This window comes from Lysobacter sp. P5_B9 (genome assembly GCF_054049835.1).
Genome location: NZ_JBFULP010000002.1, coordinates 324,987 through 338,628 on the forward strand (window position 1 = coordinate 324,987; position 13,642 = coordinate 338,628).

15 protein-coding genes are annotated in these 13,642 nt (G+C 68.4%); 4 read left to right on the forward strand and 11 right to left on the reverse strand.

Going from position 1 to position 13,642, the window contains the following annotated elements; all coding sequences use genetic code 11:
* Positions 1–119: 119 nt before the first annotated feature.
* From ACXJJ9_RS06655 to ACXJJ9_RS06665, 3 genes are all read right to left on the reverse strand, one after another.
* Positions 120–941 (reverse strand): thiol:disulfide interchange protein DsbA/DsbL, encoded by an 822-nt coding sequence (locus tag ACXJJ9_RS06655; protein WP_457096423.1) that lies wholly within the window; start codon positions 939–941, stop codon positions 120–122.
* Positions 942–1,117: 176 nt separating this feature from the next.
* Positions 1,118–2,491 (reverse strand): hypothetical protein, encoded by a 1,374-nt coding sequence (locus tag ACXJJ9_RS06660; RefSeq protein WP_457096424.1) that lies wholly within the window; start codon positions 2,489–2,491, stop codon positions 1,118–1,120.
* A gap of 157 nt (positions 2,492–2,648) precedes the next feature.
* Positions 2,649–3,224, reverse strand: a complete 576-nt coding sequence (locus ACXJJ9_RS06665) for a manganese efflux pump MntP (protein ID WP_310054171.1) — start codon at positions 3,222–3,224, stop codon at positions 2,649–2,651.
* 168 nt (positions 3,225–3,392) lie between these two features.
* Here ACXJJ9_RS06665 and ACXJJ9_RS06670 point away from each other — a divergent pair, with 168 nt between their 5' ends.
* Positions 3,393–3,815: a hypothetical protein gene (locus ACXJJ9_RS06670; RefSeq protein WP_457096425.1), complete on the forward strand. Its 423-nt coding sequence runs from the start codon at positions 3,393–3,395 to the stop codon at positions 3,813–3,815.
* Positions 3,816–3,886: 71 nt separating this feature from the next.
* Here ACXJJ9_RS06670 and pepQ read toward each other — a convergent pair whose 3' ends face one another.
* The 8 genes from pepQ to rph all read right to left on the reverse strand — a co-directional run bounded on the left by pepQ (position 3,887) and on the right by rph (position 11,446).
* Entirely contained in the window at positions 3,887–5,251 is a 1,365-nt protein-coding gene (gene pepQ, locus ACXJJ9_RS06675; RefSeq protein ID WP_457096426.1) for a Xaa-Pro dipeptidase, read from the reverse strand.
* A gap of 57 nt (positions 5,252–5,308) precedes the next feature.
* The gene (locus ACXJJ9_RS06680; protein ID WP_310054164.1) at positions 5,309–5,653 is read right to left on the reverse strand and encodes a PilZ domain-containing protein; all 345 of its coding nucleotides are present in this window, start codon (positions 5,651–5,653) and stop codon (positions 5,309–5,311) included.
* Positions 5,650–7,932 (reverse strand): DUF1631 family protein, encoded by a 2,283-nt coding sequence (locus tag ACXJJ9_RS06685; RefSeq protein ID WP_457096427.1) that lies wholly within the window; start codon positions 7,930–7,932, stop codon positions 5,650–5,652. Before ACXJJ9_RS06685 ends, ACXJJ9_RS06680 begins: the two co-directional genes overlap by 4 nt.
* Before the next feature lie 138 nt (positions 7,933–8,070).
* Positions 8,071–9,291 (reverse strand): radical SAM family heme chaperone HemW, encoded by a 1,221-nt coding sequence (gene hemW, locus ACXJJ9_RS06690; RefSeq protein WP_457096428.1) that lies wholly within the window; start codon positions 9,289–9,291, stop codon positions 8,071–8,073.
* On the reverse strand, positions 9,288–9,599 hold the full coding sequence (locus ACXJJ9_RS06695) for an antibiotic biosynthesis monooxygenase family protein (RefSeq protein WP_457096429.1): 312 nt from the start codon (positions 9,597–9,599) through the stop codon (positions 9,288–9,290). The genes hemW and ACXJJ9_RS06695 overlap by 4 nt, the downstream gene beginning before the upstream one ends.
* Positions 9,600–9,601: 2 nt before the next feature.
* Complete coding sequence (rdgB, locus tag ACXJJ9_RS06700; RefSeq protein ID WP_457096430.1) at positions 9,602–10,207, reverse strand: RdgB/HAM1 family non-canonical purine NTP pyrophosphatase; 606 nt, start codon at positions 10,205–10,207, stop codon at positions 9,602–9,604.
* Positions 10,204–10,599, reverse strand: a complete 396-nt coding sequence (locus ACXJJ9_RS06705; protein WP_457096431.1) for a VOC family protein — start codon at positions 10,597–10,599, stop codon at positions 10,204–10,206. Before ACXJJ9_RS06705 ends, rdgB begins: the two co-directional genes overlap by 4 nt.
* Before the next feature lie 115 nt (positions 10,600–10,714).
* On the reverse strand, positions 10,715–11,446 hold the full coding sequence (gene rph, locus ACXJJ9_RS06710) for a ribonuclease PH (RefSeq protein ID WP_457096432.1): 732 nt from the start codon (positions 11,444–11,446) through the stop codon (positions 10,715–10,717).
* 140 nt (positions 11,447–11,586) lie between these two features.
* On the opposite strand from rph, the gene ACXJJ9_RS06715 reads away from it, so the two are divergent.
* The 3 genes from ACXJJ9_RS06715 to rpoZ all read left to right on the forward strand — a co-directional run bounded on the left by ACXJJ9_RS06715 (position 11,587) and on the right by rpoZ (position 13,617).
* Positions 11,587–12,447, forward strand: a complete 861-nt coding sequence (locus ACXJJ9_RS06715) for a YicC/YloC family endoribonuclease (protein ID WP_457096433.1) — start codon at positions 11,587–11,589, stop codon at positions 12,445–12,447.
* A 25-nt stretch (positions 12,448–12,472) separates the two neighbouring features.
* Positions 12,473–13,090 (forward strand): guanylate kinase, encoded by a 618-nt coding sequence (gmk, locus tag ACXJJ9_RS06720; protein WP_457096434.1) that lies wholly within the window; start codon positions 12,473–12,475, stop codon positions 13,088–13,090.
* A 227-nt stretch (positions 13,091–13,317) separates the two neighbouring features.
* Positions 13,318–13,617 (forward strand): DNA-directed RNA polymerase subunit omega, encoded by a 300-nt coding sequence (gene rpoZ / locus ACXJJ9_RS06725; protein WP_310054152.1) that lies wholly within the window; start codon positions 13,318–13,320, stop codon positions 13,615–13,617.
* Positions 13,618–13,642: the final 25 nt, after the last annotated feature.

A 13,642-nucleotide genomic window follows, 5' to 3' on the forward strand; every position in this document is an offset into this window, starting at 1 on the left:
GCACCTTGGATCAACGCAGGGATGCCCCGCCGGCGGTCACGAGCGGGCGGGCGAATGCACCGCAACCCGCTCGTGAAGACCTAACCGGCGCTCCATTGCGGAGCGCCGGGATGAAGCGATCAGCCGCCGTTGCCTGCCGCCGCGGCACGTTCCCTGGCGATCAGGTGATCGGCGATGCGCAGCTTGTCTTCCCAGCCGCGGCCGCCGGTGACGCGGTACTTGCCATCGATGACGAGGGTGGGCGTGGCCTCGACGCCGGCGCGGAGCATGAACTGCTTGCCACGGTTCACCTTGGAGGAAACCGCGAAGCTGTTCATCGCCGCCAGGAACTGCGCGGCATTGGCGCCGTAACCGGCGTAGAAGTTGGCGATCTTCTGTTCGTCTGGCTTGTCGCCCTCGCCGGGCATGGTGTGCTGCGCGTGGATGGCGTTGATCAGCGCGTCATGCGAGCGCTTGACCAGGCCCATCGACTCGGCGACGTAGAAACCCTTGGCGTAGGGAATCCATTCCGGGCCGAACGGCGCGGGCACGTAGGTGAACCGTACGTCGGCGGGCAGCTTCTTCTCCCACGCGCTCACGACGGGATGGAAGCTGGCGCACGCCGGGCATACGTAGCCGAAGACTTCGACCACTTCGATCTTGCCGTCGAGCGGCAGGTACGGCTGGCCGCCGGCGATTTCCTCGTAATCGGTACCCGCGACCGGCTCAGGGCCCTGCGGGGGCACGATCGGATTGGTGTTGGGCGCTTCGGGTTCCGCGGCGACCGGTGTGGCGGCCGGTGCCGGCGTAGCGGCGGTCGGCGCAGGCGCCGTGGTCGCGGCCGGGGCGGTGGCGGCGGGAGCCGTGGCAGTCGCGGGGGTCGCGGTTTCGGTAGCCTTCTGCTCGGAGCAGGCGGCCATGGTCAGTACGGCAAGGAGGAGGGAAGCCAGGCGCAAGTTCATGGGGCGAAATCTCTGCGTGGAAAGGCGGGTGATGGCGCTTAGCGCCACGTGGATGGCAAGGATAGCCGTCGCGCGCGGCGGCCGCGAATCTCCCATCGGTACCTGGCCGTGCAGCGGACGGACAAAAAAACGCCCGGCGAGTGCCGGGCGTCGATGCGCGATGCAATCGGCTGCAATCAGTAGGGCCGCAGGTTGAGGATGGACTGCAGTACCGAGCCGAGGATCGTGTAGTTGCCGTCGTCGTAGCGGCCATAACGGTAGCTGCGTCCGTACCCGTCCTCGTAACCGCGCTGGAAGCCCTGGCGGAAGTAGTGGTTGTATTCGCCCTGGTCCAGGTAATAGCCGTAATAGCCATAGTTGGCGTCCATGTAGGCGTAGTTGTTGCGGAAGTCGTAGCGCCAGGCGTCGTAGCGGTCCGCTTGACCGGCCCGGTAGCCCTGCTCATAGCCCATGCGGATGGCCTGCTGCAGCAGGTCGGCGGCGTAACGGTTGACTTCGTAGTAGCGGCCTCCGCGCAAGTAGCGGTAGCTGACAGGCGTGTAGTAGTAGGGATCGTTGTAGTAGTTGTAGTCGCGCGAGTACCAGCGCTGCTGCAATTCACGCTGGCGCTGCCAGTACTGCTGCTGGTAGCGGTATTGCTGCATCCGGCGCTGCTGCTGCAAGGCGAAGGTGCGATCGCGCTCCGCGGCGCGGCGCGCGACGGCCTCGCGCTGGTACAACGCCACGCGTTGCTGCTGGAGGGCGATCTGGCGCTGGCGTTCCTGTTCGCTCAGGCGGTTGCGGCGCTCCTCGTTGCGACGGCCCTGGTCGCGACGATCCTGGTCGAAACGATCCTGGTCGAAACGATCCTGATCGCGGCGTTCATCGAGGCGGCGTGCCTGCTCGCGACGGGCATTGGCCTGCTGCTGTTCCAGCGCGCGGCGCTGCGCCGTCTCCATGGCGCTGACGCGATCGTGTTCCCGGTCGTCGCGGTCGCGTTCGAGGTCGCGGCGTGCGTCGTCGCGTCGCGCGGCTTCCTGCAGCGCGGCTGCGCGGCGCTGCTCTGCCTGCCGTTGTTCGTCCGTACGACTGCGCTCGATGCGCGCCTGCTGCTCGCGCGCGTCATCCCGCACGCGATCTTCGCGGACCTGGCGGATACGGTCCTGCTGCATCCGCTGCTCGGCGCGCTGCACTGCTTCCTGTCGCTGCGCCTCGCCCCGGGCCCGTGCGGCTTCGCGCTGGCGGTAGTCGTCCTGCGTGCGGGTCTGTTCGACCTGTCGCGCGGCGTTGCGTGCCTGCGCGTCCTCGCGTTCGCGTTGCTGCAGCGCGCGCGGATCCGGACGTGATGGCGCGAAGGTCTGATCCTGGCGCCCGGAGGCGGCGCGTTGCGCATCCTCGTGCGCCCTGCGGGCCTTCCCGCGTGCTTCATCCTGTTGTTCCAGCTCCTGCTGGCGCTCCTGCTGGCTCTCGTCCTGGCTGCCGTGTTCGCGCGCGAACACCGGGCCCGCCAGGGTGATCGCCAGCGCGAGCAGCGTCGCGCGGCTCAATAGCGGCGTGTCGTTCGTATTCATTCTTCCCACCTGCGGTGCGACCCAGATGTCGCTGCGTGCAGTTAGCGGCCCGCGGGCTTAATCCTTTCTGAGAATTTCCGCCGCGCCCGGCGCCTGTTCAGCTGCCATCCGGAATGGGCTTCGCGCGTCGCCGTCGGGCGTGCTGTCCGATTCGCGGTTACGCCGCACCGCTGAGGTGTTCGTGCAGGATTGCCGCGCCGACGAGGATCAGGATCACGCCGCCCGCGATTTCGGCGCGGCGGCCGATGATCACGCCCAGGGCACGGCCGAGCATGATGCCGATGGTGACCATGGTGAAGGTGCACAGGCCGATCACGACGGCCACCACGGCGATCTGTACGTCGGCGAAGGCCAGGCCCACACCCACCGCCATTGCATCGATGCTCGTGGCCAGGCCGGCGATGGCGAGGCTGATCACGCTGCCGTTGGCATTGCCCTCGTCGCCGGGCTCGTCGGCCGCGGGATGCAGTGCCTGCCAGATCATGTGCAGTCCCAGCGCGGAGAGCAGCCCGAAGGCGATCCAGTGGTCCCAGGCAGCGATGAAGCGCGACGCCGCGGTACCCAGCAGCCAACCGATCACCGGCGTGATCGCTTCGACCACGCCGAAGATCAGGCCTGCACGCAGGGCCTGGGGCAGGCGTGGCCGCGTCATCGCCGCGCCCTTGCCGACGGCGGCGGCGAAAGCGTCGGTGGACATGGCCAGGCCGATCAACAGGATCGAAAGCGGATTCATGACGGCGCGCCGGGTGCAAAGGGCGCATGATCGCCCAGGGCGGGCGCCGGCGCGATGACCAAGTCAGGCGATCGGCGCCGGGGCATGATCGTCGTGTGCCGGTCGCCGCGCGCCGGCCGACGCCTTAGGATGCACGCCCCCGCACGTCAGGTGGCAACGAGAAGCGAGATGTCCCGGAATTCGAAAGTCAAGCGCGATGCACGCATCAAGAAGGAGCCCAAGCGGCCCATCCGCCGCCTCGGTGCGGCGTTGCAGCCGCATGCGCAGCTGGAGACCGACGACGGCAATACCATCGGCGGCGCCGGCTGGCGCGATGGCGAGTGGCTGACGGTCCTGGGTGGCAAGGTGGCTGCCCGCACGCCGAGCGCGGCGATGACCCTGGCGATGCTGCGGCATGTCGTCGCGCTGAAGGAGCAGGCCGGGCAGGAATTGAAGCTGACGTACTCGCCGGCGATGGCAACCGCGGCGACGCGCGAGGCCGCGGCGCTGGGGCATACGCTGGAGGACTACCTGCAACTGCTCGAACAGGAACGGGCCGAACGCGCGGCGCCTGCGTCGAATGCGGCCGCAGACCAGCGCACCACCCACTGAGCTGGCTGCGATCAGACCGGGGCCTTATTGCTTGGCCCGACGCGATGAACGTCGGGACGGGTTTGCGAGCTTCAGGCTGCCGCGGCGAACTGTTCGCGGGTCAGGTTGAGCGGGTCGCCATCGGTGCACACCACATCGTCCTCGATGCGGATGCCGCCGAAGGGCTTGAACGCGGCAACGCGGTCCCAGTTCACGCTCGGGCCAAGCCCCTTGTCCTTCAGTTCCTCGAGCAGCATGTCGATGAAGTACAGGCCGGGTTCGATGGTGACGGCCATGCCCGCTTCGAGCACGCGCGTCAGGCGCAGGTAGGGATGGCCCTGGGGCTTGGGAATCGTGCCGCCGCGATCGCTTTCGGCGAAGCCGGCGACATCGTGTACCTGCAGGCCGATGCCATGGCCGATGCCATGCGGGAAGAAAGCACTGCTGACGCCGGTCTCCACCGCGACTTCCGGCGCCACGTTGATCAGGCGGAAGTCGCGCAGGATGCGGGCGAGGGACAGGTGCGCATCCAGGTGCAACTGTTTGTAGTCGAAGCCGGCCCGGACGTGCGCGCACATCGTCTGCTGCGCATTGTCGACCGCGTTGATCAGCGCCTGGAATTCGCCGTTGCGGTCGTGCGCGTAGGTGCGGGTGATGTCGCAGGCATAACCGTGGTGGCTGGCGCCGGCGTCGATCAGGAAGCTGCGGGCCTGGCGCGGCGGCAGGCGGTCGCGGTCGGTGTAGTGGAGGACCGCGCCATGCTCGTTAAGGGCGACGATGTTGTTGTACGGCAGGTCGTTGGCGTCCTGCATCGCGGACTGGCAATACACGAGGTGGATGCCGAATTCACTGGCGCCGGCCCGGAATGCGCGCTCGGCGGCGCGATGCGCGCGGGCGCCGACACGCGAGGCTTCGCGCATCATCGCCACTTCATACGGTGTCTTGTACGCGCGCTGGTAGTCGAGGTAGGCCAGCACGGCCGGCGGATTGTTCGGGACGAAATCACCGACCGCGCTCTGGCCCTCGCCGAGAATCGCGCAGCGCGCGGCGTTGCCCGGCAGGTGCTGCAGGGCCTCGTCCGGCGTGCGGATCACGACGATGTCGAAGTGCTCGGTCCAATAACCGCGCGGCGCCTCCGGCACGACGTGCCAGTAGTCGAACGGCTGCAGGTAGATGAGCTTGGGGCGGCGGCCCGGAGTGGCCACCAGCCAGCTGCCGGGATTGCGCGTCAGCGGCACCCAGTGCTTGAACTGGGGGTTGGTCGCGTAGGGATAGTCGCGGTCGTCGAAGAGCTGGTAATGGGACGTGCCGCTGGGCACGACCAGATGGTCGAAGCCGCCACGTTGCAGGGCTTCCGCGGTGCGCTGTTGCAGGGTGTCGAGATGCTGCGAGTAGAGCGCAGCGATGGTGCTCTGGTTCGGACTCATGCGCGATCGGCCATGTGGGGTTGCCGGCATTCTACGCAGCGTCCCGAGGACGCCGCATGCACGCGGGCCAGGGCCGTCAGGCGGCCGTCAGGCGTACTGGCTGCCCGGCGCGTCGATCCAGCGGCGCAACTGTTGCATCTGCTGGTCGCTCATGGTGATGAAGCGGAAGCCGACCCACGCCTGTCCTGGCGCGCTGGCCTGGTCGTGCCAGAGCAGGTGCGCGCCGACTTCGAAAGCGGTCCTGCCACCGCCATCGGGCAGGGCGAAGCGCAGCTGGTACAGCGCGTCGGATACCAGCGGTGCATTCGACATCACCAGCATCCCGGTTTCCGAGACGTTGCCGATGTGGCCGATCACCAACTCGGTCATGCTGTCGGTCACCTGGGTGGCTTCGCCCACCTGGCGTCGACGGCTGCGGCGGAATTCCTTCATGCCTGCGGTTCTCCTGGCTGTGCCACGACACCCTTGCCGCCCATAAAGCCACGCAGCACGCTCAGCGCGCTGTGCCAGGCGCGATCGACCAGGCTGCTGTGCTCGACCGTGACTATGCGCGCCTGCCCGCTGGCAACCGCGCGTGCGAGGCTGTCGAGCGACTGTTCGCCGACGCGCTGGCCGCGCTGGTTTACGAACAGCGCGTGGTCGGTCATGGGGCTGAACCAGGACAGGCGCCGGCGGATGACGTCGCCCTGCTGGTTGGTGACGAATTCGAACCAGGTGCCGAACGGAAGCGAACGCAGCACGTCATAGGCGGCCTGTTCGCGTTGGTTGCGCGGCACCACCACGGGCTTTTCGGGCGCGGCTTCCTGGCCCAGGCGACCGCGGGCCTTGAGCCGCAACGCGAGTTCGGTGCGCGAGGCCGGATCGTTTTCGTCGTCGACGACGTGGGCGGTGAGGCGGCGGGCGATGTCGCCGGCCTCGCTGCTGTGGTAGCCGACGAGCATGAGCGCATGTTCGATCTGCGCGGCCAGGGCCGGTGGCGGCGACTCCGGATGGTTGAGGGAGGTGGCCCGGACAATCGCCGTCGTGGCGTCGACCTGCTGCTGCCATTCCTCCGACTCGTCGCCGCTGCGCAGTTGCACCAGCGTCAACACATCCGTCCAGGAATTGGCGAGCAGGGTCTGCACGAAGCGTGGCAGCGTGTGGTCCCGCGACGCGTCGGCGATGACCTCGGCGGCGCGGCGCTTGGCGAGTTCCAGCTTCTCCTTGCCGCGCGCCGCGTCGACGTGGCGGCGCTCGGCGACTTCGGCGCGGCGCGCCATCGTCTGCAGGTGCTGTTGTATGCGTTGGTTGGCGGCGTCGAAGACGGTGGCATCGCCTTCGTAATGGGCGACGACGTCGTCGACCGCGTGGCTGAGCTGTTCACCCAGTTGCGGGTCGACTTCGTCCTCGGCGGCCCAGCTGGCGCCGGATTCGGCAACGGCGTTGAGCAGTTGCCGCGCCGGATGGCTCTGCTGGACGAAGAAGCCGCGGTCCTTGAGCACCAGTCGCAGCAGCGGCACCACCAGCTTGTGCACCAGGCGGTTGCCGGGCGCGTCCTGGCGCAGCTCGCGCTGGATCTCCGTCATGAGGATCGCGAGCAATTCGAAGGCGTCGTTGTCCTCGCGCGACAGCGCGGCCGCCTGCCCTCGTGTCTGCCGGCTCTGCGCGAGCAACGCCTGGCGCACTTCCTGGACGCTGCGGGGAGGGCGCGGCGCGGCGTCGCCGGACGGCGGCTCGCGCACGCTGCCCTGCATGCGCGCGAGCGCTTGCATGACGTCCTCGGTGCTGAGCTGGGTCCGCGACGGCGGCGCGGAAGCGCTGCCGGGAACGAGCTTGTTGAGCAGGTCGCGGCGCGAGGACAGCATTTCCTGCAGCAGCGTGAAGCTCTCGGGGTCGTCCTGTTCGTCGTTGTCGCCGCCGAACCAGCCGGTGTAGGGACGATCGCCACCGGATGCGTTGCGCTGCCGGGCGGCCTGTTCGCGGCGTTCCCGCACGGCATCGCCGGTGAGTTCGGACTGCACTGCCGGTCGCGCACGGAGCGGCACGTAGGCGAGATTGGACAGGATGCCTTCGCGCGCCAGCGTGGCGTTCATGGTCTCCACCAGCTGGACGTAACCATGGAGCCCGTAATGCTCGAAGCAGCGGAACAGATCCAGGCGCGGCTGCAGCTCGATCTGGAGGACGCGGCTGGCCTGGGCGAGAATGCTGCCCAGTTGCCGGGGACCGACCGGCAGGCGATCGGCGTCGAAGGCGGGGGCGCCGGCGAGCACGCCAAAGCGCTGACCCAGCAGGTGCAATGGCAGGCTGGTGCGCGATTCGTGCCGCGAGGCGATGGCGCGCAACACGCTCACTTCGTCGAGCTCGTGGTCCTCGACCAGGCGCAGGTCACCAAAGTGCACGTGGCTGATGGTCTTGCTCGGCGCGGGTGCCGGGTTGCGGATGCCGGCCAGCGCGGCTTCGAGGCCGCTGAGGAATTCGGGAATCAGGTCGGCGCGGTTCTGCCGCACCAGTCGCAGGGTGTCGAAGTAAGCCTGCTGCAGGCCGGGATTGGCGGCCTGGTCGGCCAGGCGGAACTGCTGCTGCTCGAATTCGGCCAGCATCCGCTCCAGGGCGCGTGCCATCTCGTCGGCGGCGATCGCGTAGACCTGTTCGAGGGCGCGGCGCACCCGGCGCGGCAGCTGCGCGGAGGCCAGGGTGGGGTGCAGGGCTGAGTGTTCGAATGTCACCGACATGCATCCTTCCCGAGTCGCCCGATTGGGTGAGGCGATCTGACGCCGATCTTAATCACGTGGGAGGCCTCGCTGCCAGCGGCTATCGCAGGCAGTGATGCAAAATCCGGGCCGCCGGGTCCGGAGGCCCCTGTCGGGCGCTCAGAGGAACAACGAGACCAGGTCGTTGTTGAAGCGGCGACCGGCTTCGGTGGGGCGGACGTGGTCGCCTTCGATTTCCAGCCAGCCGTAGTCGAGGGCCCGCTGCAGCGGCGCGGCGATGGCGTCCTGCGCCAGCCCGGTGCGCAGGCTGAACAGGTCCAGCTCGAAGCCGTCGACCAGGCGCAGCGCATTGAGCATGAATTCGAACGGCCGGCGCTCGGGGTCGATACGGTCGTCGCCGCCGATGGCGTCGGCTTTGCCGGCGCCCGCCAGGTACGTTGCCGGATGCTTGACCTTCCAGCGGCGCAGGATGCTGGCATCGTGCCCCTGGGTGATCTTGCCGTGTGCCCCCGCGCCGATGCCGAGGTAGTCGCCGTAGCGCCAGTAGTTCAGGTTGTGCGCGCTCTGGCGCCCCGGCCGGGCATATGCACTGACCTCGTACTGCGCGTAGCCGCGCGCTGCGAGCAGGGCCTGGCAATGCTCCTGCATGTCCCAGCTGGCATCGTCGTCGGGGATGCCTTGCGGCGGCTTCGCCGCGAACATCGTGTTGGGCTCCAGCGTCAGCTGGTAGTGGCTGATGTGGGCCGGCTGCAGGGCGAAGGCGCGCTCCAGGTCGTATTCGGCCATCGCCAGCGTCTGCTGCGGCAGCGCGTACATGAGGTCGAGGTTGACGTTGTCGAAGCCGGCGTCCTGCGCCAACTTCACCGCCGCATCCGCCTCGTGGCTGTCGTGGATGCGGCCAAGGCGCTGCAGGCAGCCATCGTCGAAGCTCTGGATGCCGAAGCTCAATCGGTTGACGCCGGCAGCGCGGTAGAGCTCGAAGCGGCCGTGCTCGGCGGTGCCGGGATTGGTCTCCAGGGTGATCTCGCAGCCGGGCGCGAAACGCAGGCGGCTGCTGGCGCCCTGCAGGAAGCGCTCGATGTGTTCCGGCGGAAACAGGCTGGGCGTGCCGCCACCGAAGAACACCGTCTGCACGGTGCGGCCCCACACCAGCGGCAGGTCATGGTCGAGGTCGGCCAGCAACGCATCGATGTAGGCGGCGAACGGCAGCGCGCCACGCCCCTCGTGCGAGTTGAAGTCGCAGTAGGGGCATTTGCGCACGCACCAGGGCAAATGCACGTAGAGCGAGAGCGGCGGCGGGTGAAGCGGCGCGCTCGAGGACCGCTGGTCAGCGCCCGAGGGCAGTGCGCCGGAGATCGGAGCGGGGGAATGTCCGTTCATGGTGTGGTGTATGCGCCGATGCGGCGCTCGGCGAGGGTGAGTGCGTCGCCGCGGGCATCAATGTGCGCGTAGCGGGATTGCGCGGCGGTGAGGAAGGCGTCGTAGGCGTCCTGCGACGACCATCGGTCGATGGTCACCCAGCGCGTGGAATCCGCATCGGCGGGACGCACGTCGCGCAGCAGTTCGGTGTCGACAAAGCCCGAGTATTCGCGGAACAGCGCGACCCATTCGCCTTCGTTGCCGTACAACGCGGCGAACGCGGCTTCGCATCCGGCACGCACCTCGAATTCCCAGATCACCGCRAACATGGTTACAGCCAGGTATCCGCCAGCTTCTGCCGCAACGCCGCCAGCGCGCGGCCACGGTGGCTGAGGCGGTTCTTGATCGCGGGCTCGAATTCGGCCGCGGACAGGTTGTTCTCGGGGTCGAGGAACACCGGGTCGTAACCGAAGCCGCCGTCGCCGCGCGGGGCTTCCAGGATCAGTCCCGACCACCGGCCTTCCGCGATGACCGGTTGCGGATCGTCGGCGTGGCGCAGCAGCACGATCACGGCATGGAAATGCGCGGTGCGCTGCGCCGCTGGCACGTCCTTCATCGCCGCCAGCAGCTTGGCGATGTTGGCTTGCGCATTGCCGTGCACGCCGGCATAGCGCGCCGAATACAAACCGGGGGCGCCGCCGAGCGCATCCACGCACAGGCCGGAATCATCGGCCAGCGCCGGCAGTCCGGTGGCCCGCGCTGCGTGGCGCGCCTTCAGCAATGCGTTTTCGACGAACGTCAGGCCGGTTTCCTCGGCGTCTTCCACGCCGAGTTCGCCCTGGGTAACGAATGCGTAGCCGGCGGCGCCGAGCAGGTCGCGGAATTCCGCGAGCTTGCCGGCGTTGCTGCTGGCGACGACGAATTTCACCGGGCTCATGCGTGCAGTTCGACCAGGTCCCAGCGGTTGCCGTACAGGTCGACGAACACGGCGACCGTGCCGTAGGGCTCTTGGCGCGGCTCCTCGGCGAAACGCACGCCGCGTTCGCACATGGCCGCATGGTCGCGGGCGAAGTCGTCGGTATGCAGGAAGAAGCCGACGCGTCCGCCGACCTGGTCGCCGACGCGGGTGCGCTGCGCCTCGGTGACGGCCTGCGCGAGCAGCAGGGCGGTGCCGTCGGTGGCCCCCGGGGGCGCAATGCGGACCCAGCGCTTGCCGTCGCCCAGATCGTTGTCCTGCAGCAGGGTGAAGCCGAGCACCTGGGTGTACCAGGCCACGGCTTCGTCGTAGTCGCCGACGAGCAGCGCGATGTTGGCGAGATGTTGCTTCATTGGGGGAGTCCTTCTACGGCGGCAGGACATGGCGTCCTCCGCTGCGGGTTACATCGCAGTCTTCGAGGCGCGGGCCCGGCGATTCGTGCCTTCCGGGTCAACGCCGTGGCTTGGGTCAGGCGGCCAGCGCCTCGCGCTGTTTCGCGATCAGGGCGGCGATCCCGGCCTCGGCCAGGCCGAGCAGGGCATCGAGTTCGTCGCGGCGGAACGCGTGGCCCTCGGCAGTGCCCTGCAGCTCGATGAAGCCGCCGCCGTCGTTCATCACCACGTTCATGTCGGTGTCGCAGGCGCTGTCCTCGGCATAGTCGAGGTCCAGGACCGGCACGCCCCGATACACACCGACCGAGACCGCGGCGACCGCGCCCACGACCGGATTCGTCGCGATCATCCGCTTCGCCTGCATCCAGCGTACGGCGTCGACCAGCGCGACATAGGCGCCGGTGATCGCCGCGGTGCGGGTGCCGCCGTCGGCCTGCAGCACGTCGCAGTCGAGGGTGATGGTGCGTTCGCCCAGCGCCTTGCGGTCGACGCAGGCGCGCAGAGCGCGGCCGATCAGGCGCTGGATCTCCAGCGTGCGCCCGCCCTGCTTGCCGCGCGCGGCCTCGCGGTCGTTGCGGGTGTTGGTGGAGCGCGGGAGCATGCCGTACTCGGCGGTGATCCAGCCTTCGCCCTTACCGCGCAGGAAGGCGGGCACGCGGTCGTCGACGCTGGCGGTGCAGAGCACGYGCGTGTCGCCGAAGCTGACCAGGACCGAGCCCTCGGCGTGGCGCGTGTAGCCACGCTCGATGCGCACGTCGCGCAGCTGGTCGGCGACGCGGCCGCTGGGACGGAGGGGGGAGGTATTCATTGCATGCAGTCTAGCAGTGAGGGGTGCCGGCCGGCCCGGCCCTGCCGCGCGACCCCCGGCTTTGCACTCCCGGCTTTGCACTCCCGGCTTTGCACCCCCGCAGTGGCATACTGCGCGCCCGCAACCGGCCGGAGCACCGCATGATCCGCAGCATGACCGCCTTCGCCAGTGGCGAACGCGCCACGCCCTGGGGCACGCTCGGCTGCGAACTGCGCTCGGTCAACCATCGCTTCCTCGAGGTCGGCGTGCGCCTGCACGACGAGCTGCGGTCGCTGGAGCCCGTGTTGCGTGAACGCGTCGCCACCCGCATCACGCGCGGCAAGCTCGACCTGACCCTGCGCCTGCGTGCGCCGGAGGGCGGCAATGGCCTGCAACTGGATCCCACCCGCCTGCGCGAGTTGAGCGAGCTGGCGATCGACATGTCCGCGCGCTTCCCCGGCCTGCACACCGAGTTCACCCAACTGCTGCAGTTCCCCGGCGTGCTGCAGGCGGCGGCGACGGATACGGCGGCGCTGCAGGAACAGGCGCTGGCCCTGCTCGACGAGGTCCTGGGCGAATTCGTCGCCTCGCGCGAACGCGAAGGCGGCAAGCTCGCGGCGGTGATCGGCGAACGCGTCGACGGCATCGCCCGCATCGCCGGTGAAGTACGCGCACTGATGCCGGCGATCCGCACCGGCCAGCGGCTGAAGATGGAGGCGCGCCTGGCCGACCTGCCGCAGCCGCTGGACCCGGGCCGGCTCGAGCAGGAACTGGTGCTGTGGCTGCAGAAGCTCGACGTCGAGGAAGAGCTCGACCGCCTCGATGCGCACGTAAGCGAAGCGCGGCGCGTGCTCAAGCTGAAGGAGGCGGTCGGTCGCCGGCTCGACTTCCTGCTGCAGGAATTCAACCGCGAAGCCAATACGCTCGGCTCCAAGTCGGTCGATGCGCGCAGCTCCGCCGCGGCGGTGGAGCTGAAGGTGCTGATCGACCAGGTGCGCGAGCAGATCCAGAACATCGAATAACCGATTACGAGCACGCCAACCGACCATGCGCGGAACCCTCTACATCGTCGCGGCGCCTTCCGGTGCCGGCAAATCCAGCATCGTGAATGCAGTGCTGGCGCGCGATCCGAACATCCGCCTGTCGATTTCGTTCACCTCGCGCCAGCCGCGACCGGGCGAACGCCACGCCGAGCATTACCACTTCGTCAGCGCGGCCGAGTTCGAGTCGATGGTGGCGGACGGTGACTTCTTCGAGCACGCCCTCGTCCACGGCGACTGGAAGGGCACGGCGCGGCAGTCGGTGGAGCCGCAGCTGGCCTCGGGCAAGGATGTGCTGCTGGAAATCGACTGGCAGGGCGCGCGCCAGGTGCGCAGCAAGGTCCCGGATGCCGTCAGCGTGTTCATCCTGCCGCCCTCGCGCCAGGCGCTGGAGCACCGCATGCGTGTCCGCGCCCAGGACAGCGACGAGGTGATCCGGCAGCGGCTCGACGCCGCGCGCGAGGAGTTGTCGCACTACACCGAGTTCGACTACGTCATCGTCAACGAACACTTCAATACCGCCGTCGACGAGATGTGCGCGATCTTCACCGCCAGCCGGCTGCGCCGCGAGGCCCAGGTGGCCCGCCATTCGCGCCTGATCACGCAACTGTTGGCGGACGAGTAGGGCCGCCTGCCGTACCGAGTGGCGGCCGACCAGGGTGAATGCCGCGCGCGCGGCTGAATCTAGTGAACAATCCGCCCCTGCAAGTACAGGTACACCCCCAGATTGAGCCAAATCCAGCCTAACTGGCTGATTCATAAGGCTTGGCTTGCTTTTGCCGCGGCGGGCACCCTACAATCCACGCCCCCTCAAAGCCTGATGGACGGCCCGACCGGCCGCCCGGGAGTCCCATGGCCCGCATCACCGTAGAAGATTGCCTGGAAGTGGTCGATAACCGCTTCGAACTCGTCATGATGGCCGCCAAGCGCGCGCGCCAGCTGGCCAACGGCGTCGAGCCGCTGATCGACAACAGCGAGGCCCAGGACAAGCCGACCGTGCTGGCGCTGCGTGAAATCGCCGCACGCCGCATCGACACCGGCTACATCGACGCCGTCGAGAAGTCCGAGCGCGAGCGCAAGGAGCGCGAGGCGCTGGAATGGGCCGCTGCCGAAGTGGTCGCAGACGACGACATGTCCAAGGGCGACGACTGAGCCCAGCGGGCACGGTCTCCGCTTT

What these genes read in the sequence shown, in the direction of transcription:
- ACXJJ9_RS06665 (WP_310054171.1), bottom strand. Translation starts at nt 3,224, where the DNA reads ATGAATCCGCTTTCGATCCTGTTGATCGGCCTGGCCATGTCCACCGAC.
- pepQ (WP_457096426.1), bottom strand. Translation starts at nt 5,251, where the DNA reads ATGCCGGCAACCCCACATGGCCGATCGCGCATGAGTCCGAACCAGAGC.
- ACXJJ9_RS06715 (WP_457096433.1), top strand. Translation starts at nt 11,587, where the DNA reads ATGATCCGCAGCATGACCGCCTTCGCCAGTGGCGAACGCGCCACGCCC.
- rpoZ (WP_310054152.1), top strand. Translation starts at nt 13,318, where the DNA reads ATGGCCCGCATCACCGTAGAAGATTGCCTGGAAGTGGTCGATAACCGC.
- hemW (WP_457096428.1), bottom strand. Translation starts at nt 9,291, where the DNA reads ATGAACGGACATTCCCCCGCTCCGATCTCCGGCGCACTGCCCTCGGGC.
- ACXJJ9_RS06670 (WP_457096425.1), top strand. Translation starts at nt 3,393, where the DNA reads ATGTCCCGGAATTCGAAAGTCAAGCGCGATGCACGCATCAAGAAGGAG.
- ACXJJ9_RS06705 (WP_457096431.1), bottom strand. Translation starts at nt 10,599, where the DNA reads ATGAAGCAACATCTCGCCAACATCGCGCTGCTCGTCGGCGACTACGAC.
- rdgB (WP_457096430.1), bottom strand. Translation starts at nt 10,207, where the DNA reads ATGAGCCCGGTGAAATTCGTCGTCGCCAGCAGCAACGCCGGCAAGCTC.
- gmk (WP_457096434.1), top strand. Translation starts at nt 12,473, where the DNA reads ATGCGCGGAACCCTCTACATCGTCGCGGCGCCTTCCGGTGCCGGCAAA.
- ACXJJ9_RS06685 (WP_457096427.1), bottom strand. Translation starts at nt 7,932, where the DNA reads ATGTCGGTGACATTCGAACACTCAGCCCTGCACCCCACCCTGGCCTCC.
- ACXJJ9_RS06660 (WP_457096424.1), bottom strand. Translation starts at nt 2,491, where the DNA reads ATGAATACGAACGACACGCCGCTATTGAGCCGCGCGACGCTGCTCGCG.
- ACXJJ9_RS06680 (WP_310054164.1), bottom strand. Translation starts at nt 5,653, where the DNA reads ATGAAGGAATTCCGCCGCAGCCGTCGACGCCAGGTGGGCGAAGCCACC.
- ACXJJ9_RS06655 (WP_457096423.1), bottom strand. Translation starts at nt 941, where the DNA reads ATGAACTTGCGCCTGGCTTCCCTCCTCCTTGCCGTACTGACCATGGCC.